This window comes from Mesorhizobium wenxiniae, assembly GCF_002284535.1.
Taxonomy (GTDB): Bacteria; Pseudomonadota; Alphaproteobacteria; order Rhizobiales; family Rhizobiaceae; genus Mesorhizobium; species Mesorhizobium wenxiniae.
In genome coordinates, this window is sequence record NZ_NPKH01000023.1 from 153,553 (window position 1) to 177,123 (window position 23,571).

A 23,571-nucleotide genomic window follows, 5' to 3' on the forward strand; every position below is an offset into this window, starting at 1 on the left:
TGCAAATAGCGTCAGGCCGAAGCCTTATCGATGTACTTCACCGCATCGCCAACAGTCAGGATGGTTTCGGCCGCATCGTCCGGGATCTCGACGCCGAATTCTTCTTCGAACGCCATGACGAGTTCGACCGTGTCGAGACTGTCCGCGCCCAGATCATCGATGAAGCTCGCCTGCTCCGTCACCTTGTCGGCATCGACGCCAAGGTGCTCGATGACGATCTTCTTGACGCGCTCTGCGGTGTCACTCATTTGGGCATCCTCGTCTTTTGTTTGTCTGTCTTCGTTAGCGGGCGGAATGCCGCTAATCAAGCTGAAAGATGGTCCTGTCGGAAACGCAACGGCACCGGACCGGTTTTTGCCCGAACCGCCGGGTTGCGGGCCGCATTACACGAATATCGGCCTGGATCCAAGGCGAAAAGGGGTGTTTTCCCGCAACTGTCAAATCATCGCCATGCCGCCATTCACGTGAATGGTCTGGCCGGTGACATAGGCAGCTTCGTTGGAAGCGAGATAGGCGACGGCCGAAGCGACTTCGGCGCTGGTGCCCATGCGCCGTGTCGGGATCGCCGCCATGATCGCATCTTTCTGCTTGTCGTTGAGCTTGTCGGTCATCGCCGATTCGATGAAGCCGGGGGCGACGCAGTTGACCGTGATTTTGCGGGTGGCGATCTCCTGCGCCAGCGACTTGGAAAAGCCGATCATGCCGGCCTTGGAGGCGCAGTAATTGGTCTGGCCGGGATTGCCGGTGACGCCAACCACGGAGGTGATGTTGATGATGCGGCCATGCCGGCGCCGCATCATCGGATGGGTGAGTTCGCGGGTCAGCCGGAACACGGCGGTCAGATTGACCTCGAGCACCGTGTCCCAGTCGGCGTCCGCCATGCGTACGAACAGACCGTCCTTGGTGATGCCGGCATTGTTGACGAGAATGTCGACGCCTTCGAGATCGGCCTCGACCTTCTGGCCGAGCGCCTTGACCTCGTCGCGATTGGAAAGGTTCGCCGGGAACAGCTTGACCCGGTCGCCGAGTTCGGTCGCCAGCGTCTCCAGCTTTTCGACGCGGGTGCCGTGCAGGCCGACGACGGCGCCCTGCGCATGCAGCACCCTGGCGATCGCCTCGCCGATGCCTCCCGATGCGCCTGTGACGAGGGCCTTGCGGCCGGTCAATTCGAACATGTCTTGTCTCCTGATCTAAGAGAGAACACCCTCCACGGGCGGGGTCGAATCTCGGTTGGTTATGCGAGCGCCGCCAGCGCCGCGTCGACATCCGCCGGCGTGCCGACGGCGCCGGTAGCCATATCGCGGTTGATGCGCCGCGCCAGTCCCGACAGCACCTTGCCGGCGCCCACCTCGTAAAGCGTCGCAATGCCATTCGCGCCGAACCATTCCACCGTTTCGCGCCAGCGCACGCGGCCGGTCACCTGTTCGACCAGGCGGCGGGCGATTGCGTCCGGATCGCTGGACGGAGTGACCGACACGTTGGAGACCACGGGCACGAACGGCGCGTTCTTCGTGACATCGGCCAATGCCTCGCGCATGACCTCGGCCGCCGGTGCCATCAGCGCCGAATGGAAGGGCGCCGAGACCTGCAGCATCAGCGCCCGCTTGGCGCCCTTTTCCATGCACAGTCTCGCCGCCAGTTCGACCGCCGCGCTGGCACCGGAGATCACCAGTTGGCCACCGCCATTGTCGTTGGCGATCTGGCAAACTGAACCTTTGGCCGCTTCAGCGCAGGCGTCTTCGACATCGGCCCGTTCCAGCCCGATGATCGCCGCCATGGCGCCTTCACCGGCCGGCACAGCCGCCTGCATGGCATTGCCGCGGATACGCAAGAGCCGGGCCGCATCGGCCACCGAAACGAAACCGGCGGCGGCAAGTGCCGAATATTCGCCGAGCGAGTGGCCGGCGACATAGGCGACCTTGTCCCTCAGCGAGAGGCCGCGCGATTCCAGCGCCCGGATCGCGGCGAGCGACACAGCCATCAGCGCCGGCTGGGCATTGGCGGTCAGCGTCAGCCTCTCTTCCGGCCCTTCCCAGATCAGCTTCGACAGGTTTTCGCCAAGCGCCTCGTCGACCTCTTCGAAGATATTCCGCGATTCCGGAAAGGCGTCCGCGAGGTCCTTGCCCATGCCGACAGCCTGGCTGCCCTGTCCCGGAAAGGTGAATGCGACGGCCATGTGTGGCTCCCAAGCGGCTGATTTTTCCTGCCTGTGACGCAAGGCGGGCGGGCAAGTCAAGTCCGCTGGCAGCCCGACGCGGGTCGCTCCGGCTCGGTATCGCTGGCCGAGTACCTGTTCCAAAAGGCTTTTTTTCGATCACTCATGATGAAAATCGCTCACGATTCGTTTGCTGGCTCTTCTTATTTCAGCCACAGGCGTTAGCTTTTCGTGACATATCGATGACAGCTCAATGACACTTTGTGTATGGTCGGGGGAATTGTAAGGTGGCAAGGACTAGGAAAGGCGTTGGCAAAGCCGCGCCACAGTTTTTGGAAGGCGATCCGGCCACCGGCTATCTGCCGGGCCGGAAATGGCCTGTTATCCGCTATGGCCTCGTCAGCCTTCTCGCCGCCACCATCCTGGTTTTTGCGATCGAACTAATCGTGCGCGGCGACTTTGCCGGCACCGTCGCCTTCTTCCTGCAGCCCTTCAAGCCGGGCTGGACCACCATCATCATCTTTGCGCTTATCCTGATCGGCCTCGACGCCGTGCTCGGCCGCAGCCACCAGAGCCTGATGATCGTCGCGCCGCTGACGCTGGCGCTGGCCTTTGTCGGCCATCAGAAATCGCTCTATCTCGGCGATCCGCTCTATCCGACCGATTTCCTCTATTCACGCCAGATCGTGGCGCTGATGCCGCTGCTGGTGCGCGAACGTCCGGGAACCGCCATCGCTCTGGCGATCGGAATCGTTGGCAGCCTGTCGCTGCTCGTTTATGGCTGGCGGCTCTGGCGCCGCCGGGTACCGGCGCTCAGCCGCAAGGGTCGCCTGGCCCGGCTGACATTGACCGTGCCGTTGCTCGCCTTCTTCGTCTCGATCATGGATTACGCGACCTTCTCGTGGACGCGGGACCGGCTGCAGATCATCCCGATCATGTGGGACCAGAAGGAAAACTACGCCTCCAATGGCTTCGCGCTCGCCTTCGCGCTCAACGTACCGATGGCGCATGTCTCGGCGCCTGCCGGCTACTCCGACAAGTCGATCGCAGCGATCGACAGGCCTGACGTGACGGCCTCGGTGCCGGCCGAGAAGCCCGACATCATCATCGTCATGAGCGAATCATTCTGGGATCCGACCGAACTGCCCGGCGTCAACATCACGCCCGATCCGATTCCCACTGTGCGGGCGCTGCGCTCGGGCTACATGTTCTCACCCGAATTCGGCGGCATGACCGCCAATGTCGAATTCGAGGCGCTGACCGGCTTTTCCAACGCCTTCCTGCCGGCCGGCAGCATCCCCTACCAGCAATATGTCCGCGCGCCGGTGCCGTCGATGGCGACGTTCCTGAAGAGCCAGGGCTATGAGACGCGCGCCATCCATCCGGGCACGAGCTGGTTCTGGAACCGCACGCCGGTCTATGCGGATTTCGGCTTCGACGACTTCAAGTCGGAAGAAAATATGCCATATCTCGAAAAGCGCGGTCCGCTGGCCTCGGACGCGGCGATGACCGACGAGATCATCCGCGAGGCCGATGCCACCGACGATCCGCTCTTCTTCTTCGCCGTCAGCCTGCAGAATCACGGACCCTACGAGCCGAATCGCTACTACAATCCCACCCACAAGGTCCAGGCGCCGACCAGCCAGTGGGCAAAGGATTCATTGCTGAGCTTCACCGAGGGTGCATCCGACGCCGATAAGAGCCTCGAGCGCCTTGTCGAATGGGCGAAGAACCGCGAACGGCCGACAGTCATCGCCTTCTTCGGCGACCATCTGCCCCCGCTCGGCCCGGTCTATGTCGAGACCGGCTTCCTCAAAGATAATGTCGCGCCGCGCAAAGAGCCGCCTGACCAGATGCTGCTGCATCACCAGACGCCGCTGGTCATATGGTCGAACCGCACCGGGCCGGCCGCGGACATGGGCGCGGTAAGTCCGGCTTTCCTGCCCTACCATATCCTGACCACGGCTGGGATCAGCCATCCCTATTACACCGGCTTCCTCGGCCAGATGCGCGAGCGCTACAGCGTCGTCGATCGTAATTTGTTGATGACGCCGACGGGCGAGGACACGCCCGACTGGGCGCGACAGAAGAAGATCGATCCGGCCATTCGCGATTTCCGTCTGCTGCAATACGACATGATGTTCGGCAAGCGCCATGCGGCGCCCGATTTCTTCCCGGAAACGGTGAACAAGCGCGTCCCGCATACAAGCTGAAGATGCCGCGACGTATCGTCCTTGGAGCGGCGGGTTTTCGGCTCGCCCTTGCCTTGCGGTCAAATTCCTGTATAGACGCCCGCAATCTGCCGGTCCTTGCTGGGGGCTGAACGAAGGGCCGGAGGTTTTTCGAAAACCTTCGTGTGGAGCCAGAAGCGCTTCCGCCTCCCGTGTCTCCGCTCTCGACCGTCTCGTCATGCTCCTTTCTTCCCCGCCCCCTTCTAGGGATCGGCGGGTCAGAGAAGTTGCAGAGGCTTTTGCCGCGGGAACCGGGAGAGAAACGAAGAAAGGCGAAGAACAATATGGCTCTTTACGAACATGTGTTTCTTGCCCGGCAGGACCTCTCGCAGCAGCAGGTCGATGCGCTTGTCGAACAGTACAAGGGCGTCATCTCCGCGAATGGCGGGTCCGTCGGCCGGGTCGAGAACTGGGGACTGAAGTCCCTCACCTACCGGGTCAACAAGAACCGGAAGGCATACTATACGCTGATGGACATCACCTGCCCGCCGGCCGCGCTCAACGAGATGGAGCGCCAGATGGGCCTGTCCGAGGATGTGCTGCGTTTCCTCACCATCAAGGTCGATGCACATGAGGAAGGCCCGTCGGCGATGATGCAGAAGCGCGAAGAGCGCTCGGAACGCGGCGGCTTCGGTGACCGTGACCGCGGCCCACGCTCGTTCGGCGACCGCGATCGCGGCGACCGTGGCGATCGCCCGCCGCGCAGCTTCGGTGGCGATGCCGGTGCAGATCGTGGTCCGCGCCGTCCGCGCGAAGGTGTTGAAGGGGGTGCAGAATAATGGTCGACATCAACCAGATCCCGACCCGGCGCCCGTTCCATCGCCGCCGCAAGACCTGCCCGTTCTCCGGAGCCAACGCGCCCAAGATCGACTACAAGGACGTACGTCTTCTGCAGCGCTACATTTCCGAGCGCGGCAAGATCGTGCCGTCGCGCATCACCGCCGTCAGCCAGAAGAAGCAGCGCGAACTCGCCAAGGCGATCAAGCGCGCCCGCTTCCTCGGACTGCTGCCCTACGTGGTTCGCTAACACTCTTTCAGCGGGCGGTTCGCCGCCCGCTCTTCCCAACGGCGACGGGCGCCGCAGGGTTGAACTTGATTGATGCATGTCGTTGTCCCAAAACCGGGGCCACTTTGGGCCACATGCATTGAAAATCCCGGGTTGAGGTGAAGACCTCTAACTGCCGCGACAGGCAGGACAGCGACATAGGCGGCAACGCCCTCAGCTTCCTGACCTGTTCCAGACAATTCGGCGTCGATGCCAGTGATTGGCGCCCAAACGAAGGAACAAAACTATGGACGTCATTCTTCTCGAGCGCGTTTCCCGCCTCGGTCAGATGGGCGATACCGTCAAGGTCAAGGATGGATTCGCCCGCAACTTCCTGCTGCCGCAGGGCAAGGCGCTGCGCGCCAACGAAGCCAACAAGAAGAAATTCGAAGGCCAGCGCGCCCAGCTCGAAGCCCGCAACCTCGAGCGCAAGTCCGAGGCCATGCAGATTTCGGAAAAGCTCGACGGCAAGAGCTTCATCGCCGTACGTTCGGCCGGCGAAACCGGCCAACTCTACGGCTCGGTGTCGACCCGCGACATCGCAGAGCTTTTGACGGCGGAAGGCTTTTCGGTCAACCGCAACCAGATCCTGCTCAACCAGCCGATCAAGACCATCGGCCTTACCAATGTGGCGATCGCGCTGCATCCGGAAGTCGAGCTCACCATTACGCTCAACATCGCCCGCACCGCCGACGAAGCCGAGCGCCAGGCCAAGGGCGAGACGCTGACCACAGCCGAAGCTATCTATGGCGACGACATCAACGACAATGCGCGCCCGGACAACTTCTTCGATCCCAATGCCGAGTTCGAAGGCGGCGAAGATAACGGCTGATTGCACGTCACAAGGCGTCAGAGCGGCGCTTTAAAACGTTTCGTCGGCTTCCAGTCATTTCTGGACCAATGCCCGGGCTTCTCGCCTGGGCATTTTTGTGCCAAAAGGAACTTTTCGAACCCCTATATGTTGAGGCAGACTACAGCGCCGCGCGTCCTTTGGACGCGCAAATGAAGCTGTAGAACTTCGGTTTGGCGCATGATCCTTTCCGAAAATCGAATCCGATTTTCGGGGTCGTGCGCCGAGACAGCGCGTCTGGCCGAGAGGGGATATTGGTCATGAATATTCTGCTGAAACGCATTCTCGACCGCCTGGTGCGCACCGGCAACCTCAAAGTCACCGGACCGAAAGGCCTCTCGGTGATTTTCGGCGATGGCACTGGCGATCCGGTGCACATGCACATCAAGACCGCGCATGCCGAGCGCGCCATCACCTTCGATCCGATGCTGGCGGTGCCGGAGGCCTACATGGACGGCGAACTCGACATACTCGAGGGTGGCGTGCTGGGGGTGATGCGTATCGCTTTCCAGAACATGGGTAGCGGCGGCATCGATGCCACCTGGTCGAAGGCAATCGAGGGCCTGCGCCACGCCTTCCGCCGCCTGCAGCAGATCAACACGGCGGCGCGCGCGCGCCGCAACGTGCAGCGCCACTATGATCTATCGGGCGAGCTCTACCGGCTCTTCCTCGACGAGGACATGCAGTATTCCTGCGCCTATTTCGAGCAGCCGGACATGACGCTCGATGAGGCGCAGGCCGCCAAGAAGCGCCACATCGCCGCCAAGCTCAGGCTGAAGGCCGGTCAGACGGTGCTCGACATCGGCTCCGGCTGGGGCGGGCTCGGCCTCTATCTCGCCAAGTCCTTCGACGTAGACGTGCAAGGTGTGACGTTGTCGACCGAGCAGCATGGCGTCGCCACCGACCGCGCCCATGCGCAAGGCCTGGAAAACCGCGTGCATTTCGAATTGAGGGACTACCGCGAGCTCAACGAGCGCTTCGACCGCATCGTCTCGGTCGGCATGTTCGAGCATGTCGGCGTCAATCACTACCGGACCTTCTTCGACAAATCGGCGACGCTCTTGAAGCCGGACGGCGTCATGCTGCTGCACACGATCGGCCGCTCCGGCGTGCCGTGGGCAACCAGCGCCTTCATCCGCAAATACATCTTCCCGGGCGGCTATATCCCCTCGCTCTCGGAAGTGATGCCGGCGATCGAAAAGTCGGGCCTCATCGTCACCGACATCGAAATCTTGCGGCTGCATTATGCCGACACGCTGAAGCACTGGGGCGAGCGCTTCGCCGCCAACCGCGACAAGGCCAAGGCGATTTACGACGAGCGTTTCTGCCGCATGTGGGAGTTCTACCTAGCAGCCTCGGAAGCCGCCTTCCGCTGGCAGGATCTGGTGATCTTCCAAATCCAGATCGCCAAGAAGAACGACACGCTGCCGATGTCTCGCGACTATATGGCCAAATGCGAGAAGGCGCTGGAGATGCGCGACATGGGACATCGCCCAAAAGCCGTTACCGCCAAGCCCGCGCGGCGGCGCAAGGTAGCGGATATGGAATAGACCGCCGGCGATCGCCCCATTGCGGCTTGCCTTTGCCGGCCCGCACGCTGAAAAAGGTCTCGTCGTCGCCGCGAGACCTTTTTTTATGACCTATCTCATCTACATCGTTGCTGCCCTTGCCGAGATCGCCGGCTGCTTTTCGATCTGGGCGTGGTGGCGGCTGGAAAAGTCGCCGTTGTGGCTGGCGCCAGGCCTGGCCTCGCTCGCATTGTTCGGCCTCCTGCTGGCGCTGATAGACGTCAGCGCGGCGGGCCGTGCCTATGCTGCCTATGGCGGCATTTACATCACTGCCTCGCTCGGATGGCTGTGGCTGGTGGAAGGCGTGCGCCCCGACCGTTGGGATCTTGCCGGTTCCGCGCTCTGCATCGTCGGCGCCTCGGTCATCCTGCTCGCACCTCGGGGTGCCTGAGCTATGGAACTGCCTATCCCGCTTCGACAGGCCGTCGAGCGCCTCCTCGAAAAAGTTCCGCTGCCGACGCTGAAGCAAGCGGCAAAAACGCTGTCGGACCGCTACCGCGCCGAACTGCGCGACGGCCGTCTGCACATGGCCGAGCAGATGGCGGTCAAGGCCTATCTGGCGACGCGGCTGCCGGCGACCTATGCCGCCGTCCGTGCCAGCCTCGATGCGCTCAGCGAGGCAAGACCCGATTATGCTCCGAAAACCCTGCTCGATGTCGGCGCCGGCCCTGGTACGGTGCTTTGGGCCGCGCTCGATCTCTGGCCCGACCTCCAGCAGGCGGTGCTCATCGAGGCGAGCGCCGCGGTGCGCCGGGTCGCCGAGGCGCTTGCCACTGAGGCGATGACGGCCAGGGTGGCCTGGCTGGCCGGCGATGTCACCCTCGATCTCGCCGATCTCAAACCGGCCGAGCTGGTCACCTGCGCCTATGTGCTGGACGAGATCGGACCGGCGTCGCTGCCAAAACTCATCGACCGGCTCTGGCACCTGACCGACAACACGCTGCTGGTCGTCGAGCCGGGCACGCCGGCCGGATGGCAGCGCATCCTTGCCGTGCGCCGGCAGCTGATCGAGGCGGGCGCGCATGTGCTTGCGCCTTGCCCGCATGAGGCTCCCTGCCCGCTCGTGCCGCCCGACTGGTGCCATTTTTCGCGCCGTGTCGCGCGTTCGCGCCTGCACCGGCTGGCTAAAGACGCCGACGTGCCATGGGAGGACGAGAAATTCATCTACATCGCCGTCTCCCGCCAAGCTGTTGCCCCACCGCAGGCACGTGTAATCGCACCGCCGAAATCGGGCTCCGGCAAGGTCCTGCTGAAACTTTGCCAAAAGGACGGCAGTGCCGACGAGAAACTGTTCACCAAGCGCCACGGTGAACCGTTCAAGGCGGGGCGGCGGCTGGACTGGGGTGATTCCGTCTAGCGACTTCGGCCCGCGTCCACCACACACTTGATTTTGTTCTTCATTTGTTCTAGCTATCGCGCAGAATCACGACCTTACCGAGTCAACCGGAATCGGAGCACGGGAATTCCGTCCTGTGGACGGTTTATCGTTCCTGTGAACAGTGGGCATCAAAGCCGGTTGGACAGGTACTGTTGCAGATAAGTCAGCACTGATTTTTCCCATTCTGATATCGAGGAGCCGGGATCGAAATCGGGGACATCATGGCAGAGGCAGCACGAAAATTCGGCGTGGCGGAAACACCGCTCTATCGCGAGGCACCGAACAACATCGAAGCTGAGCAGGCGCTGCTCGGCGCCATCCTCGTCAACAACGATGCTTTCTACCGCGTCTCGGATTTCCTGAAATCCGGCCATTTTTACGAGCCGCTGCATAGAAAAATCTTCGAAGTCGCCGCCGAACTCATCCGTATGGGCAAGATTGCGACACCGATCACGCTGAAGACCTTCCTGCCTGCCGACGAGAAGGTGGGCGACATGACGGTTGCGCAATATGTCGTGCGGCTGGCCGTCGAGGCGGTCACCGTAGTTAACGCCGCCGACTACGGCCGCGCCATCTACGATCTCGCCACGCGACGCGCACTGATCACCGTCGGCGAAGACATGGTGAACATCGCCTACGATGCGCCGGTCGACATGTCGCCGTCCGAGCAGATCGAGGATGCCGAACGGCGCCTGTTCGAACTGGCCGAGACCGGCCGCTACGATGGCGGCTTCGAGAGCTTCACCGATGCGGTCAAAACCGCCGTCGACATGGCCAATGCCGCCTATATGCGCGACGGGCACCTGTCGGGCGTCGCCACGGGCCTGCGCGATCTCGACCGCCGCATGGGCGGCCTGCAGCCCTCAGATCTGATCATCATCGCCGGCCGCCCCGGCATGGGCAAGACCTCGCTTGCCACCAACATGGCCTTCAACATCGCCGAAGCCTATGTGCCGGCGCAACAGGCCGACGGCTCGTTCAAGGCGGCAAATGGCGGCGTCGTCGGCTTTTTCTCGCTCGAAATGTCATCGGAACAGCTCGCTACCCGCATCATTTCCGAGCAGACCGAAATCCCGTCGTCAAAAATTCGCCGCGGCGAGATCAGCGAGATGGACTTCGAAAAGCTGGTCGCATGCTCGCAGACCATGCAGAAGATCCCGCTGTTCATCGACCAGACCGGCGGCATCTCGATCGCCCAGCTATCAGCGCGGGCGCGGCGGCTGAAACGCCAGCGCGGCCTCGACGTCATCGTCATCGACTATATCCAGCTGATGCAGGGATCGAGCGCCAAGTCCTCACAGAACCGTGTGCAGGAGATCACCGAAATCACCACCGGCCTGAAGGCGCTGGCCAAAGAGCTTGCCGTGCCGATCATCGCGCTGTCGCAGCTGTCGCGCCAAGTCGAAAGCCGTGACGACAAGCGCCCTCAGCTTTCGGATCTGCGCGAATCCGGTTCGATCGAGCAGGACGCCGACGTGGTGATGTTCGTCTACCGCGAGGAATACTATCTGAAGAACCGCGAGCCGAAGCCCGGCACCGACGAATACATCAAATGGGAAAACGAGATGAACGAGATGCGCGGCAAGGCCGAGGTCATCGTCGCCAAGCAGCGTCATGGGCCGACCGGATCAGTCAGCCTCGCTTTCCAGGGCGAGTTCACCCGCTTCTCCGACCTCGCCGAGGAGCATCATATTGCGGAGAGGTTTGAGTAGTTTTTGACTTACCGCCGCGCTCCGTCACACCCCCCTCTGGCCTGCCGGCCATCTCCCCCGCAAGGGGGGAGATCGGCAGCTTTGCCGGCATTGCTCTTCCTGCAACGTCAGCGATTGGCCAAAGCGATGGCGACATCCAATCTCCCCCCTTGCGGGCGAGATGTCCGGCAGGACAGAGGGGGGTGGGCAGGATCACCAGCCTCCGGCCGCTTTGGAGCGTCATCAGCCTGATGGCCAAATCGCGCATCCAGTTCATCTGCCAGAATTGCGGTTCGGTGCATCAGCGCTGGGCCGGCAAATGCGATGCCTGCGGCGAGTGGAATACGCTGGTCGAGGAAGGCACGTCCGGCGGCATCGGCTCGGGTCCGGCCAACACCCGCACTGCGCGCAAGGGCCGTGCCGTGGTGCTGACGACTTTGTCCGGCGATATCGAGGATGCGCCGCGCATCGTCTCCGGCATCGGCGAACTCGACCGCGCCACCGGCGGCGGTTTCGTGCGCGGCTCGGCCCTGCTGGTCGGCGGCGATCCCGGCATCGGCAAGTCGACGCTGCTCACTCAGGCTGCCGCAGCGCTGGCGTCCAAGGGCCACCGCATCGTCTATGTCTCGGGCGAAGAGGCGGTTGCCCAGATCAGGCTGCGTGCGCAGCGGCTCGGCGTCGCCGATACTCCGGTGGAGCTTGCCGCCGAAACCAATGTCGAGGACATTCTCGCCACCATCGCCGACGGCAAGCGGCCGGATTTGGTGATTCTGGATTCGATCCAGACCTTGTGGACCGACATGGCCGATTCGGCTCCCGGCACCGTCACCCAGGTGCGTGCCGCCGCCCAGGCGATGATCCGCTATGCGAAATCCACGGGTGCGGCGATCGTGCTCGTCGGTCACGTCACCAAGGAAGGCCAGATCGCCGGGCCGCGCGTCGTCGAGCATATGGTCGACGCAGTGCTCTATTTCGAGGGCGAAGGCGGCCACCACTACCGCATCCTGCGCACGGTCAAGAACCGCTTCGGACCGACCGACGAGATCGGCGTCTTCGAAATGTCTGATATGGGCCTGCGCGAGGTCGCCAACCCGTCCGAACTTTTTCTCGGCGAACGCCACGCGAAAGCGCCGGGCGCCGCGGTTTTCGCCGGCATGGAAGGCACAAGGCCGGTGTTGGTCGAGATCCAGGCGCTGGTGGCGCCGTCGTCGCTGGGCACGCCGCGCCGCGCCGTCGTCGGTTGGGACGGCGCCCGGCTGTCGATGACCCTCGCCGTTCTCGAAGCTCATTGCGGCGTCCGCTTTGGCACCCATGACGTCTATCTCAACGTCGCCGGCGGCTACCGTATCTCGGAGCCGGCTGCCGATCTGGCGGTAGCGGCCGCACTGGTTTCCTCGCTCACCGGTCTTGCCCTTCCCGCCGATTGCGTCTATTTCGGCGAAATCAGCCTTTCGGGCGCCGTGAGGCCGGTTGCGCACGCGCAGCAGCGCCTGAAGGAAGCCGAAAAGCTGGGTTTTGGAAGCGCGGTTCTGCCCTTGGGCAGCGAGGAACTTGCCGGGGGGATAGGGGCCGGCGCTTTCCAGCCCACCGAGCTTGCCGATCTCGTGGCGCGCATAGCCGGCGCACGGCGCAGCCGCGCCGACGAGCAAGAGTGACGCGGCTCATGAAGTGGGGCAAAAGACATGCCGATTACGCTGCTTGACGGAATTCTCGTCGGCTTCACCTTGGTCTCGGCGATGCTCGCCATGGTTCGCGGCTTTTCGCGCGAGATCCTTTCCGTCGTCTCCTGGATAGCGGCGGCGGCTGCGGCGTTCTTCTTCTACCAACCGGTCCTGCCTTACGTTCAGCCCTATGTCGACAATGAGAAGATTGCCATGGTGGTGGCCGCCGGCATCGTCTTCATTGTCGCGCTGATTGTCGTCTCCGTCATCACCATGAAACTCGCCGACTGGATCATCGATTCCAGGGTCGGCGCGCTCGACCGCACGCTCGGTTTCCTCTATGGGGCGGCGCGCGGCATCCTGGTCGTCGCGGTGGCCCTGCTGTTCTTCAACTGGCTGGCCGGCCCCAAGGCTCCGGGCTGGGTCGCAAACGCCAAGTCGCGGCCGCTGCTCGAATCGATCGGCGCCAAGCTCGAAAGCCTGCTGCCCGAGGATCCGGAGAACGCGATCCTCAACAGGCTCAATCCGAATCAGCCGGCACCCCAGATCGGAGCCGAGACGCCTCCGGCGGCCGACGCGCCGGCGGCGGACGCACCGGCAGCCGGCGACGATGCTCCGGCGCTCGACGGGAGCGCGACCGACGCGCCACCGGCCGACAATGCACCGGCCAATCCGGCGCCGGCAAACTGACGATCATGTGAAAGCCGCAAACTCTACGTTGCTCTCGGGCAGTCATCACACTATATAGCGACTTTAGCGGAGCTGAAGATGGCAGACGCAGACGACGTGCTTTCCGCCGAAGCTGACGATCATTTCCATGACGAATGCGGTGTCTTCGGTATTTTTGGCCGGCAGGACGCCGCGGCTATCGTCACGCTCGGCCTGCATGCGTTGCAGCATCGCGGCCAGGAAGCGGCCGGTATCGTTTCCTATGACGGCACCCAGTTCCATGTCGAACATCATGTCGGCCTGATCGGCGACACCTTCACCAAGCAGCGCGTCATCGACAGCCTGCAAGGCAACCGCGCGATCGGCCACACGCGCTACGCCACCACAGGCGGCGCCGGCCAGCGCAACATCCAGCCGTTTTTCGCCGAGCTCGCCGACGGCGGCTTCGCCGTCGCCCACAACGGCAACCTCACCAACGCCATGACGGTGCAGCGCGCGCTGCAGAAACAAGGCGCGATCTTCTCGTCGACCTCCGACACCGAGACGCTGCTGCATCTGGTCGCCACCAGCAGGGAACGCGATCTCAACTCGCGCTTCATCGATGCGGTGCGCCAGGTCGAAGGCGCCTTCTCGCTGGTGGCGATGACTTCCAAGAAGATGATCGGTTGCCGTGATCCGCTCGGCATTCGCCCGCTGGTGCTCGGCGATCTCGACGGCGCCTGGATCCTGGCTTCCGAAACCTGCGCGCTCGACATCATCGGCGCCCGTTTCGTGCGCGACCTGAAGCCCGGCGAGATGGTCGTCGTCACCACAAAGGGCATCGAGAGCCTGTTTCCGTTCGAGCCGCAGAAGACCCGCTTCTGCATCTTCGAATATGTTTATTTCGCACGCCCGGATTCATCGGTCGAAGGCCGCAACGTCTACGAGGTGCGCAAGCGCATCGGCGCGGAGCTGGCGCTGGAAAGCCCAGTCGATGCCGACATCGTCGTGCCGGTGCCGGACAGCGGCACCCCGGCGGCGATCGGCTTTTCGCAGGCCGCGGGCATCCCGTTCGAGCTCGGCATTATCCGCAATCACTATGTTGGCCGCACCTTCATCCAGCCTGGCGATTCGATCCGCCACATGGGTGTCAAGCTCAAGCACAACGCCAACCGCCGCATGATCGAAGGCAAGCGCGTGGTGCTGGTCGACGATTCGATCGTGCGCGGCACCACCAGCCAGAAGATCGTGCAGATGGTGCGCGATGCCGGCGCCAAGGAAGTGCACATGCGCATCGCCTCGCCGCCGACGCGAGCCTCCTGCTTCTACGGCGTCGACACGCCGGAAAAGTCAAAGCTGCTGGCGTCGCGCATGTCGGTGGAAGAGATGGCCGAGTTTATCCGCGTCGATTCGCTTGGATTCCTGTCGATCGACGGGCTTTACCGCGCCGTCGGCGAGGCCGGTCGCGACAATGAGCAGCCGCAATTCTGCGACGCCTGCTTCACCGGGCAATATCCGACCCGACTCGCCGACTTCGAAGGTTCGGACAATGTGCGCACGCTGTCGCTGCTGGCGGCGGGCGGGGCGTAAGTCTTGCTGGGACCCGCGAATTTCGCCGGTTTGCAAATTTCGTCGCGATTGCTGTGTCGCGCCCCTCTGTCCTGCCGGACATCGTAGAGCGCTAACCTTCGGAGCTGCCCGGTGACCCCTGCCCTCGACCTTTCCGGCCGCGTCGCGGTCGTCACCGGTGCCTCGCGCGGCATCGGCTACTTCATCGCCCTGGAACTTGCCGCCGCTGGAGCGCATGTCATCGCGGTTGCCCGCACCGTCGGCGGACTGGAGGAACTCGACGACCAGATCAAGGCAATGGGCGGACAAGCCACCCTTGTGCCGCTCGACCTCGCCGACATGGCCGGCATCGACCGGCTGGGCGGCGCCATCCACGAGCGCTGGGGCAAGCTCGACGTCCTGGTCGCCAATGCGGCGGTGCTCGGCGTCATCTCGCCGATCGGTCATGTCGAGGCCAAGACCTTCGAAAGGGTGATGACCATCAACGTCACCTCGACATGGCGACTGATCCGCTCGGTCGATCCGTTGCTCAGGCTCTCCGATGCCGGCCGCGCCATCGTGCTTTCCTCCAACGCCGCCCATTCGGCGCGAGCCTTCTGGGCGCCCTATGCGGCGTCGAAGGCGGCGGTCGAGACCATGATGCGTTCCTGGGCGCATGAGACCGAAAACTTGGCCCTCAGGGTCAATGCCGCCGACCCCGGCGCCACCCGCACCGCCATGCGGGCGCAGGCAGTGCCCGGCGAGGACCCGGAAACGCTGCCGCATCCCCAGGAGATCGCCAAACGCATCCTGCCGCTGGCCAGCCCTGCGCTTAGGGAAACCGGGCTGATCTTCCAGGCCAAGCACAACCGCTTTGTTGCCTACCGGCAGCCGGAGTAGACGCATCGCGCAATTTGGCGGAAGAATTGCACCGCCACCGACGTTGTTGGAATGCCAAACGTTCGCAAACGGAGGACCACCATGCGCAAACTGCTTCTCGTCACCGCCGCTGCATCGCTAGCAGCCATCGGCGTTGCATCCTCGCAGGATGCGACAATGAGCTTCTTCGTCACCAGCGTCGGCTCCGGCAAGGGAGCAGATCTCGGCGGCCTTGCGGGTGCCGATGCGCATTGCGGGTCGCTGGCCGAAGCGGCCGGCATTACCGGTAAAACATGGCGCGCCTATCTCTCGACCAGCGACACCGACGCACGCGATCGCATCGGCAAGGGACCGTGGTTCAACGCCAAGGGCGTCAAGATCGCCGACGATATCGCTTCGCTGCATAGCGATGCCAACGCCATCACCAAGCAGACGGCGCTCGACGAAAAGGGTGGAGTGGTCAACGGCCGCGGCGATAAGCCCAACCGGCACGACGTGCTGACCGGCTCCAATCCGGACGGCACGAAAATCGCCGACCAAACCTGCGGCGACTGGACGCTCAGCGGAGCAGAAGGTGCGGCAATGACGGGCCATCACGACCGCATGGGTCTCGACGATTCGGCCGCCGCCAAATCGTGGAATTCCTCGCACGCTTCACGCGGCGGGTGCAGTCAGGAGGCGCTGAGGAGCACCGGCGGCGACGGCCTGTTCTACTGCTTTGCCGTGAACTGAGCTGTTCCAACAAACACAGGACATCGCACGGCTGTGATGCGAACCACCGCCCCGGCCGCGCTTTCGCCGATCGCCCGGAGTTGATAGGATCGCCCGACTGCCACAATAAGCGAGGAAATTTCCATGGCTTCGAGCGTAGCGTTGGTCTGGTATCTGGTGATTGCCGGTCCGCAAGGCGGCATGGTGGTGCTGCCCAGCACGTTCGACACCCGCGAACAGTGCACCTCCGCCATCACCGAATATCAGAAGCAGCCGACGCCGGCCGGCTGGTCGGTGCAGTGTGTGCCGAGCGCCTCGCCGTTCGCCGACGAGGGCGAAAGTGAGTAGCCGGCGGCGCGCGTTTCAGCACTTCGCACTGACCGTCAGTTCCGGCCTGGTATTGATGGTCTGAAACACCACGCAGTAGCGTTCGGTCAGCTTGAGCAACGAGTCGACGCGCTCTTGTGGCTCGTCGGTGTCGAGGCCGAAATTCAGCCGGATGGCGCGGAAGCCGACCGGCGCATCTCTTGCCACACCTAAGGTGCCGCGAAAATCGAGATCGCCTTCGGCCTCCACCGTGGCGGCGCCGAGCTTGAACTCCAGCGCCGTTGCCACTGCCTTCAGCGTCACGCCGGCGCAAGCGACCAGCGCCTCCAGCAGCATGTCGCCCGAGCACAATTCGAGCCCCGAACCGCCGGTAGCCGGATGCAGACCGGCAACGGCGAGCGCCCTGCCCGTCTCGACCTTACAGGCGATCGACTGGTCGTCGATCGAGCCTTTGGCCCGAAGCGTGATCAGCGCGCGCGATGCGTCATCGCGATAGGCCTCCTTGAGCGGCGCCTGCATGGCCTTCAGTCCGGTGGCGTCCATCTCGAATCCTTTCGACCGTCATTTTCATCGCTCGTCACGATACTCGAATGGAACCGGTACGGGCTAAACCTCGATTTCACGACATTTGGATCGGAGTGACAAGCTGTCCAGACATTGCTGCGTCGTCAGACCTGATGACTTCATGCGACCTGGGGGCGCCCACGCGATGACGCCGTCCGTCCGAGCCCGTACCTCGGGTGAGGCCAGGCACATGGCGACGGCCTCGTAGCCGAGAGTGCCGGGGTACAGGGCAACGTGCGTTGGCGGGCTGTGATTGGCGGGCAGAGGATGGCACGCGCCTGCGCGATAATGGCCGACACACCGAGCCGGCCGGCGGCTTCGGAAGCGTTCAGGAACTGGGCGGAAGAGCCCATGAATCACCTTGTTGCTTTTGACCGCCTTTCTATCGGGGCTGACTCAGGGGCCGAGTCAATAGTGATGTTCACGGCGTGCTCCGCAGGGAGCTTGCGATGGTCACTTCGTATCGAACTGACGTATCGGCTTGATGAGATGAATCGAGTTGCGCAACTAAGTCCTGTTCAGCCGCATCGGCCGGACGGGATACCCAGCTGCCAACCCTGCCCTAACGCAAGCCCACCGCTGGCGTAGCGCCGCGCAGGGTTTCGCCCGTGTAGCGTACGCCGTGGCCCTGATCGTCGCGGCCGCCGTGCTGATCATCGGCAACGATGCGGCAACCACTGCTGACGGTAGGGTGTCAGGACAAGGCAGCATAGTCTGGCGAAATGACGGGATTCCTAAGCATGCCAGGCACCACCGACACCGCCGCCGAGCGCACCCTTGGCATCATCCTGGTTTCGGCGTCGGCGGCAGTGTTCGGCCTCACCGGCGTGTTGACCAAGTCGATCCATGCCGACCCGCTGACCATCACCTGCTGGCGCGGCTTTGTCGGCTCGATCCTGATCACCCTCTATGTGCTTTGGCGGCGCCGCCGCTCCGGCAGGCGTGAAAGCCTGCGCCTCGGCTGGCGCGGCTGGCTGTTGGCGGTCGAGGGCGCGCTCGCCAGCATCGCCTTCATCTCGGCGTTCAAGTTCACCTTCGTCGCCAATGTCGCGATCATCTACGCCACCGCACCCTTTGTCACCGCGCTGCTTGCCTTCGTGCTGGTTCGTGAGCGCTTCCGGCTGCAGACGCTTGCCGCCGCCGCCGTGTCGCTCTGCGGTGTGGCGATCATGGTCTGGTCCGGCTTCGGCACCGGCCATCTGTTCGGCGACGGGCTGGCGCTGCTGATGACAATCGGCAGCGCGCTCTACATGATCATGGTGCGCGCTTTCCGCGACACGCCTGTGGTGTGGGCCGGGGCAGTGTCGGCATTCCTTTTGTTCGTGCTCGGCTGGTTCGTCACCGATCCATTGGCGGTCTCAGCCAGAGACGCAGCGCTGCTCGTCGCCTTCGGCATGTCGTTCGCGCTGGCCTCTATTCTGTGGACGGAGGGCGCGAGGCTCATCCCGGCCGCCGAATCCGGCCTGCTGGGCTCGGCTGAGGTACCGTTCGCGATCCTGTTCGCCTTCGCGTTCCTGGCCGAGGTCCCGCCTGCCGCCAGCATGATCGGCGGTGCCATCGTGCTCTGCGCGGTGTTCGCCCATGCCGGGCGCGACTGGCAGGCGGCGAGGCAGCGTTCTGCGGGTGAAAAATCTGCCCCTGAAATAAATTTATAAAGTCATGGAACCATCATCGGGTTCAGGCATTGTAGGCCGACGGGTCATCCCAAGTCCCCCAAACCCCTCGGCCCGTCTAACCTATAGCCGACCGCAAGGTCGGCTTTTCTTTTGCGAGAGTTCTTTTGGTACGACGGAAGAGAGATCCTCACTGAAACGGCTCGGCCAGATCTTGCGGCTCTAGTACCGCCAAAGATACCTCCGCATTGACGTTGAGCCCACTTCGTCTAGGTTCTCATCGAAGCGGTCAGAAAGAGCCGCGACGTGAAAATCTGTTGGGAGAGACGCGGCATGATCCTGACACTGGCGCTGCTTGCGGGGCTCGTCGCGGCCTGGCTGCTGATCGGCGTGGTGGAAAAATTCCGCCTCGGCCTGCGCTTCACGCAGGCGCTGCTTTATGTACCGTTCAAGCTCGCCTATCGGATTGCCGACGGCCGCATCAACATCGCCCGCAACGCAGCCGCCCCGGTCATCTATGTCATTTCGCACCAGTCGCGCCTCGAACCCGCGCTGATGCTGTCACTGCTGCCGGAAGATACTCTGCACATTCTCGACCAGGCCTCCGCCAAGTCACCCTGGCTCGAACCATGGCGCGAGCTTGGCCGCACCATCGCCTTCAACGCAGAGCATATCTTCGTCAGCCGCCGGCTGGTGCGGGTGCTCAAGGGCAAGGGCCGCCTTGCCGTCTATTTGCCGGACGCGGTCGAGCCGGATATCAAGACATTTCGCCTGTTTCGCGCCGTTACCCGTATTGCCATGCAGGCCGATGCCCGCATCGTGCCGATCTTTGTCGCCGGCGCGCGCACTCTGCCGGTGTCGCTGACGCCGGCGGACAAGGCGCCGCGGCGCTGGTTTCCGCGCCTGTCGATCAGCGTGCTGGAGCCGATGACCATCGCCGAGCTGGTGGCGCGAAACCCTGATCAGTCCTCGAACACCAATGCGCTGTTCGACCGTTTCGCGGAAGCCCGGCTTTTCGGCAGCGATCTTAATCGCGGCCTGTTCCTCGCCATGCGCGACGCCGCCGACCGAGTCGGCGCCTCGCATCCTATCGTCGAAGACGTGGTCAGCGGCACGTTGAACTACAGAAAGCTGTTCATCGGCGCGCGGGTGTTGGGCCGCCGCTTCGAGGCGGTGACGGCGCCGGGCGAAGCGGTTGGAGTGCTGCTGCCCAACGCCAACGGTGTCGTGCTGTCGCTCATTGGCCTGTTGTCGGCGAGCCGGGTGGCGGCGATGATCAACTACACAGCAGGCCGGGCCAGTGTCACCGCCGCCGTGCGCACGGCGGAAGTCCGCACCGTGGTCTCGTCGCGAGCCTTTATCGACAAGGCCAACCTCGCTGACATCGTCGCGGCGGTGGAAGAAGGCGGCGCCAAACTGTTATGGCTGGAGGACGTGCGGGCCAGCGTAACCGTGCTGGACAAGCTCGCTGCCGCCTTGCTGTGGCGCTGGCCGCTGCAGCCGCAGAATGCGGCCAAGCCAGCAGTGATCCTATTCACCTCAGGCTCGGAAGGCACGCCGAAGGCGGTGGTGCTGTCGCATAGGAACCTTCTTGTCAACGCCATGCAGGCCGAAGCCCGCATCACTATCTCGCCGGCCGATATCCTGCTCAACGTGCTGCCGGTGTTCCACTCGTTCGGGCTCACCGGCGGCACCATCCTGCCGCTGGTCACCGGAGTGAAACTATTCCTCTATCCGTCGCCGCTGCACTACAAGCTGATCCCCGAGGTCGCACGCAAAGCAAGGCCGACCCTCATGTTCGGAACCGACACGTTCCTCGCCAACTATGCGCGCACCGCCAAGGACGGCGATTTTTTTAGCCTGCGCTTCATTGTCGCGGGCGCCGAGGCGGTGAAACCGGAGACACGCCGCGTCTATCGGGAGCGCTTTCAGGCCGAGATCATCGAGGGTTTCGGGCTGACCGAGGCGTCACCAGTCGTTGCCGTCAATACCGCCATCCACGGCCGCGACGGCACGGTCGGGCGGCTGTTGCCAGCCATGCGCATGAAGCTCGAGCCGGTCGAGGGCATTAGCGGCGCCGGACGGTTGTGGCTCGACGGGCCGAATTTGATGATGGGCTACATGACATCAGATCGGCCCGGCGAATTGCAACCGCTCAACGGCTGGCACGATACCGGCGACATCGTTTCGGTCGACCGCGAAGGCTTCATCACCATTCGCGGCCGGGCCAAGCGCTTCGCCAAGATCGCCGGCGAGATGGTGTCGCTGGGCGCAGTCGAGATGCTGGTACAGTCGCTATGGCCGGAAGAACACCACGCTGTGGTGGCGGTGCCGGACAGGCGCCGCGGCGAGCGCATCGTGCTGGTCACCACCGCTGATGAGGCCGAACCCGATGAATTGCGCAAATTCGGCAGACAAGCCGGTGCCGCCGATCTGATGGTGCCGAACGACATCGTCAGGGTCGAGGAAATCCCGGTGCTGGGTTCAGGCAAGACCGACTATGTCGCGACCCGTAAACTGGCGATTGAACGACTGGGGCTCAGCGCGGCAGCTTAACGCTTAGAGCGCTTTTTAGTGGACCCAAAAACGCGCTCTAACTCTTTGTTTTAACGCATTTTACCGGACGCCAGACGAACACGTTTGGCTGCAAATGCTCTAGAGGACCACAACCGACAACAGCAGGATGAACCCGACCGCTATCATCAGCAGGCCCGGCCAGTTCTGCGACAGGCCGAGGAAACCGAGCCCGCGCCGCCGCGGCTCAAGTGTCGGACCTGGCGTTGCGAGCTCTGGCGTCGAGCGATCCGGCGCCGCGCGAACAGGTGCCGGATCGCTGAGCCGCCCACGCCTTAAGGCCGCGCCAGCCATGTACACAACGCCAGCGACAATAAGCAACGCACCAATGAGGACGACAGCCATATCTACTCACTCTTCTTCGGCTCCTGCGCCGGGCACAGCAACTTGAGAGGTTGGTAGCGAGGCGTTCGCGAGGTCGCCCGCTGAGACAGAACGGTCAAGATACCCGGCAGGTTCCCGCTAAAGCGGGATGCGTCCAAATTGAACCGGAAATCCCGCTCCATTTATTTGTTTTAGCCGCATTTCTGCGACGCCAAGTGATTCCACTTGCTGCAAAATGCTTGAGGTGACCGTCGGAGGAATTGGCGGCAGGTCTGTCAGCCGATGTCTGAAGGCGGCACCTTCTCGCCTTCGCGCTTGGCGCGCTTTGAATAGGCGCGGATGCTGAACGGCAGGAACAGCAGATAGCCGACAACCGACGCCGTCAGCGTGTACCAGGGATAGGTCATCAACAGCAGGATGTAGAGAACGACGCCGAGGATGATCGGCAGCACCTTGTCACCCGGGACTTTCAGGCTTTTTCCGGAATAGACCGGCAACCGGCTGACCAGCAGGAAGGCTACCAGAACGGTGAAACCGGCGGCGATGAAGGCGGCAGGGCGGGACGGCTCCACACCAAGCCGCAGGAAGAAGAGATAAAGCGGCAGCATCACCAGCACGGCGCCCGCCGGCGCCGGCACGCCGACGAAATACTCGGTCTGCCACTGCGGGCGATCAGTTTCTTCGTCGAGCACGTTGTAGCGAGCGAGCCTCAGCCCGCAGGCGATGGTGAACAGGAGCGCGGCAATCCAGCCCGGCGAGCCGGCCTGGTCGAGCAGGAAGGCATAGAGCACCAGCGCGGGTGCGACGCCGAAATTGACGATGTCGGCCAGCGAATCCATCTGCGCGCCGAATTTGGACGTCGCCTTCAGCATCCGCGCCAGGCGGCCATCGATGCCGTCGAGGAAGGCAGCGAGCAACACCATCACCACTGCCGGCTCGAAACGGCCTTCGAAGCCGAAGCGGATGCCGGACAGGCCGGCGCAGATGGCGAGCACTGTGACGAGATTGGGCAGCACCATACGCATCGGAATTTCACGGATGCGCGGACCGCCGCTGCCATGCGCCTCGAATTTTTTGAACGGCGCACCCACGGCTCAGGACACCCGCACGAGCGGCGTTGCAGCAATGCCGCCGAATTCAGCCAGTATGGTTTCACCGCCGACTGCGGTCTGGCCGACGGCGACACGCGGCGTTGCGGTCGAGGGCAGGAATACGTCGACACGCGAGCCGAAGCGGATCAGCCCGAAGCGCTCGCCGATGCCGATCGTGCCGCCGGTTTCGGCCCAGCAGACGATGCGCCGCGCCACCAGACCGGCGATCTGCACTGCGGCCACCGTGCCGTTGGGGCTTTCGATGACCAGACCGTTGCGCTCGTTGTCGGCGCTGGCCTTGTCGAGTGCGGCGTTGAGGAACTGGCCCGGCCGATGCTCTATTCTTGTGATGCGGCCGCGCACCGGAGCCCGATTCACGTGGCAGGAAAAGACGTCCATGAACACCGAGATGCGGGTCATCTCGCCGCCACCGAGGCCAAGTTCGCGCGGCGGCACTGCCGGCCCGACCGCCGTGATGATGCCGTCGGCCGGGCTCACCACCAGCCGGTCCTCGACAGGCGTGACGCGCTCGGGATCGCGGAAGAAATAGACGCACCAGGCCGTCAGGATGAGGCAGACCCAGAACAGGATCGAAGAGAAATAGCCGAGGAAAAGCGTCACCGCTGCGAAGGCGGCGATAAACGGATAGCCTTCGCGATGGATCGGAACGAACGTTTTCTTGATCGTGTCGACGAGGTCCATGGGATGGGAAC

At 63.3% G+C, this 23,571-nt stretch carries 23 protein-coding genes; 16 read left to right on the top strand and 7 right to left on the bottom strand.

The annotated features are described in order from the left end of the window. Positions 1 to 11: 11 nt before the first annotated feature. The 3 genes from CIT31_RS17230 to fabD all read right to left on the bottom strand — a co-directional run bounded on the left by CIT31_RS17230 (position 12) and on the right by fabD (position 2,176). Entirely contained in the window at positions 12 to 248 is a 237-nt protein-coding gene (locus CIT31_RS17230) for an acyl carrier protein (RefSeq protein ID WP_006203723.1), read from the bottom strand. A 189-nt stretch (positions 249 to 437) separates the two neighbouring features. Then, complete coding sequence (gene fabG / locus CIT31_RS17235) at positions 438 to 1,175, bottom strand: 3-oxoacyl-[acyl-carrier-protein] reductase (RefSeq protein ID WP_095519611.1); 738 nt, start codon at positions 1,173 to 1,175, stop codon at positions 438 to 440. Between the two features lie 59 nt (positions 1,176 to 1,234). Next, positions 1,235 to 2,176: an ACP S-malonyltransferase gene (gene fabD / locus CIT31_RS17240; RefSeq protein WP_095519612.1), complete on the bottom strand. Its 942-nt coding sequence runs from the start codon at positions 2,174 to 2,176 to the stop codon at positions 1,235 to 1,237. Between the two features lie 266 nt (positions 2,177 to 2,442). Here fabD and CIT31_RS17245 point away from each other — a divergent pair, with 266 nt between their 5' ends. The 14 genes from CIT31_RS17245 to CIT31_RS17315 all read left to right on the top strand — a co-directional run bounded on the left by CIT31_RS17245 (position 2,443) and on the right by CIT31_RS17315 (position 16,713). Continuing rightward, positions 2,443 to 4,368 carry an LTA synthase family protein gene (locus tag CIT31_RS17245; RefSeq protein ID WP_095519613.1) on the top strand — a complete coding sequence of 642 codons (1,926 nt, stop codon included), beginning with the start codon at positions 2,443 to 2,445 and terminating at the stop codon, positions 4,366 to 4,368. A 302-nt stretch (positions 4,369 to 4,670) separates the two neighbouring features. Further along, positions 4,671 to 5,165, top strand: coding sequence for a 30S ribosomal protein S6 (gene rpsF / locus CIT31_RS17250; RefSeq protein WP_029354402.1), 495 nt, complete (start codon positions 4,671 to 4,673; stop codon positions 5,163 to 5,165). Then, positions 5,165 to 5,413: a 30S ribosomal protein S18 gene (rpsR, locus tag CIT31_RS17255; protein ID WP_006203718.1), complete on the top strand. Its 249-nt coding sequence runs from the start codon at positions 5,165 to 5,167 to the stop codon at positions 5,411 to 5,413. Before rpsF ends, rpsR begins: the two co-directional genes overlap by 1 nt. A gap of 265 nt (positions 5,414 to 5,678) precedes the next feature. Then, positions 5,679 to 6,263, top strand: a complete 585-nt coding sequence (gene rplI / locus CIT31_RS17260) for a 50S ribosomal protein L9 (RefSeq protein ID WP_095519614.1) — start codon at positions 5,679 to 5,681, stop codon at positions 6,261 to 6,263. A gap of 278 nt (positions 6,264 to 6,541) precedes the next feature. Continuing rightward, a complete protein-coding gene (locus CIT31_RS17265) occupies positions 6,542 to 7,831 on the top strand; it encodes a cyclopropane fatty acid synthase (protein WP_095519615.1) in 1,290 nt (429 codons plus the stop codon). An 85-nt stretch (positions 7,832 to 7,916) separates the two neighbouring features. Further along, entirely contained in the window at positions 7,917 to 8,240 is a 324-nt protein-coding gene (locus tag CIT31_RS17270; protein WP_095519913.1) for a YnfA family protein, read from the top strand. A gap of 3 nt (positions 8,241 to 8,243) precedes the next feature. Continuing rightward, on the top strand, positions 8,244 to 9,206 hold the full coding sequence (locus CIT31_RS17275; RefSeq protein WP_095519616.1) for a small ribosomal subunit Rsm22 family protein: 963 nt from the start codon (positions 8,244 to 8,246) through the stop codon (positions 9,204 to 9,206). Between the two features lie 242 nt (positions 9,207 to 9,448). Next, on the top strand, positions 9,449 to 10,939 hold the full coding sequence (locus CIT31_RS17280) for a replicative DNA helicase (RefSeq protein ID WP_065009846.1): 1,491 nt from the start codon (positions 9,449 to 9,451) through the stop codon (positions 10,937 to 10,939). A gap of 230 nt (positions 10,940 to 11,169) precedes the next feature. After that, on the top strand, positions 11,170 to 12,573 hold the full coding sequence (gene radA, locus CIT31_RS17290) for a DNA repair protein RadA (protein ID WP_095519617.1): 1,404 nt from the start codon (positions 11,170 to 11,172) through the stop codon (positions 12,571 to 12,573). A gap of 27 nt (positions 12,574 to 12,600) precedes the next feature. Continuing rightward, complete coding sequence (locus tag CIT31_RS17295; protein ID WP_095519618.1) at positions 12,601 to 13,269, top strand: CvpA family protein; 669 nt, start codon at positions 12,601 to 12,603, stop codon at positions 13,267 to 13,269. 78 nt (positions 13,270 to 13,347) lie between these two features. Then, complete coding sequence (purF, locus tag CIT31_RS17300; RefSeq protein ID WP_029354408.1) at positions 13,348 to 14,817, top strand: amidophosphoribosyltransferase; 1,470 nt, start codon at positions 13,348 to 13,350, stop codon at positions 14,815 to 14,817. Between the two features lie 111 nt (positions 14,818 to 14,928). Then, complete coding sequence (locus CIT31_RS17305) at positions 14,929 to 15,675, top strand: SDR family NAD(P)-dependent oxidoreductase (protein ID WP_095519619.1); 747 nt, start codon at positions 14,929 to 14,931, stop codon at positions 15,673 to 15,675. A gap of 81 nt (positions 15,676 to 15,756) precedes the next feature. Continuing rightward, on the top strand, positions 15,757 to 16,386 hold the full coding sequence (locus tag CIT31_RS17310; RefSeq protein WP_095519620.1) for a hypothetical protein: 630 nt from the start codon (positions 15,757 to 15,759) through the stop codon (positions 16,384 to 16,386). Between the two features lie 123 nt (positions 16,387 to 16,509). Next, entirely contained in the window at positions 16,510 to 16,713 is a 204-nt protein-coding gene (locus tag CIT31_RS17315; RefSeq protein WP_029354411.1) for a hypothetical protein, read from the top strand. 15 nt (positions 16,714 to 16,728) lie between these two features. Here CIT31_RS17315 and CIT31_RS17320 read toward each other — a convergent pair whose 3' ends face one another. Continuing rightward, the gene (locus CIT31_RS17320) at positions 16,729 to 17,235 is read right to left on the bottom strand and encodes an OsmC family protein (RefSeq protein WP_029354416.1); all 507 of its coding nucleotides are present in this window, start codon (positions 17,233 to 17,235) and stop codon (positions 16,729 to 16,731) included. Between the two features lie 761 nt (positions 17,236 to 17,996). Here CIT31_RS17320 and CIT31_RS17330 point away from each other — a divergent pair. Together CIT31_RS17330 and CIT31_RS17335 are read left to right on the top strand one after the other, a co-directional pair. Next, positions 17,997 to 18,911: a DMT family transporter gene (locus CIT31_RS17330; protein WP_095519621.1), complete on the top strand. Its 915-nt coding sequence runs from the start codon at positions 17,997 to 17,999 to the stop codon at positions 18,909 to 18,911. 291 nt (positions 18,912 to 19,202) lie between these two features. Beyond that, positions 19,203 to 21,425: an AMP-binding protein gene (locus CIT31_RS17335; RefSeq protein ID WP_095519622.1), complete on the top strand. Its 2,223-nt coding sequence runs from the start codon at positions 19,203 to 19,205 to the stop codon at positions 21,423 to 21,425. Positions 21,426 to 21,524: 99 nt separating this feature from the next. Here the strand turns inward: CIT31_RS17335 and CIT31_RS17340 are convergent, their stop codons facing one another. From CIT31_RS17340 to CIT31_RS17350, 3 genes are all read right to left on the bottom strand, one after another. After that, positions 21,525 to 21,788, bottom strand: a complete 264-nt coding sequence (locus tag CIT31_RS17340) for a hypothetical protein (RefSeq protein WP_095519623.1) — start codon at positions 21,786 to 21,788, stop codon at positions 21,525 to 21,527. Positions 21,789 to 22,042: 254 nt separating this feature from the next. After that, positions 22,043 to 22,858, bottom strand: a complete 816-nt coding sequence (locus tag CIT31_RS17345) for a CDP-alcohol phosphatidyltransferase family protein (RefSeq protein ID WP_095519624.1) — start codon at positions 22,856 to 22,858, stop codon at positions 22,043 to 22,045. 3 nt (positions 22,859 to 22,861) lie between these two features. Continuing rightward, positions 22,862 to 23,560 (bottom strand): phosphatidylserine decarboxylase, encoded by a 699-nt coding sequence (locus tag CIT31_RS17350; RefSeq protein ID WP_095519625.1) that lies wholly within the window; start codon positions 23,558 to 23,560, stop codon positions 22,862 to 22,864. Between the last annotated feature and the right edge of the window lie 11 nt (positions 23,561 to 23,571).

Bases quoted from the DNA above. Each gene is read 5' to 3' on its own strand.
- CIT31_RS17230 (WP_006203723.1), bottom strand. From the start codon at position 248: ATGAGTGACACCGCAGAGCGCGTCAAGAAGATCGTCATCGAGCACCTT.
- fabG (WP_095519611.1), bottom strand. From the start codon at position 1,175: ATGTTCGAATTGACCGGCCGCAAGGCCCTCGTCACAGGCGCATCGGGA.
- fabD (WP_095519612.1), bottom strand. From the start codon at position 2,176: ATGGCCGTCGCATTCACCTTTCCGGGACAGGGCAGCCAGGCTGTCGGC.
- rpsF (WP_029354402.1), top strand. From the start codon at position 4,671: ATGGCTCTTTACGAACATGTGTTTCTTGCCCGGCAGGACCTCTCGCAG.
- rpsR (WP_006203718.1), top strand. From the start codon at position 5,165: ATGGTCGACATCAACCAGATCCCGACCCGGCGCCCGTTCCATCGCCGC.
- rplI (WP_095519614.1), top strand. From the start codon at position 5,679: ATGGACGTCATTCTTCTCGAGCGCGTTTCCCGCCTCGGTCAGATGGGC.
- CIT31_RS17265 (WP_095519615.1), top strand. From the start codon at position 6,542: ATGAATATTCTGCTGAAACGCATTCTCGACCGCCTGGTGCGCACCGGC.
- CIT31_RS17270 (WP_095519913.1), top strand. From the start codon at position 7,917: ATGACCTATCTCATCTACATCGTTGCTGCCCTTGCCGAGATCGCCGGC.
- CIT31_RS17275 (WP_095519616.1), top strand. From the start codon at position 8,244: ATGGAACTGCCTATCCCGCTTCGACAGGCCGTCGAGCGCCTCCTCGAA.
- CIT31_RS17280 (WP_065009846.1), top strand. From the start codon at position 9,449: ATGGCAGAGGCAGCACGAAAATTCGGCGTGGCGGAAACACCGCTCTAT.
- radA (WP_095519617.1), top strand. From the start codon at position 11,170: ATGGCCAAATCGCGCATCCAGTTCATCTGCCAGAATTGCGGTTCGGTG.
- CIT31_RS17295 (WP_095519618.1), top strand. From the start codon at position 12,601: ATGCCGATTACGCTGCTTGACGGAATTCTCGTCGGCTTCACCTTGGTC.
- purF (WP_029354408.1), top strand. From the start codon at position 13,348: ATGGCAGACGCAGACGACGTGCTTTCCGCCGAAGCTGACGATCATTTC.
- CIT31_RS17310 (WP_095519620.1), top strand. From the start codon at position 15,757: ATGCGCAAACTGCTTCTCGTCACCGCCGCTGCATCGCTAGCAGCCATC.
- CIT31_RS17315 (WP_029354411.1), top strand. From the start codon at position 16,510: ATGGCTTCGAGCGTAGCGTTGGTCTGGTATCTGGTGATTGCCGGTCCG.
- CIT31_RS17320 (WP_029354416.1), bottom strand. From the start codon at position 17,235: ATGGACGCCACCGGACTGAAGGCCATGCAGGCGCCGCTCAAGGAGGCC.
- CIT31_RS17330 (WP_095519621.1), top strand. From the start codon at position 17,997: ATGCCAGGCACCACCGACACCGCCGCCGAGCGCACCCTTGGCATCATC.
- CIT31_RS17335 (WP_095519622.1), top strand. From the start codon at position 19,203: ATGATCCTGACACTGGCGCTGCTTGCGGGGCTCGTCGCGGCCTGGCTG.
- CIT31_RS17340 (WP_095519623.1), bottom strand. From the start codon at position 21,788: ATGGCTGTCGTCCTCATTGGTGCGTTGCTTATTGTCGCTGGCGTTGTG.
- CIT31_RS17350 (WP_095519625.1), bottom strand. From the start codon at position 23,560: ATGGACCTCGTCGACACGATCAAGAAAACGTTCGTTCCGATCCATCGC.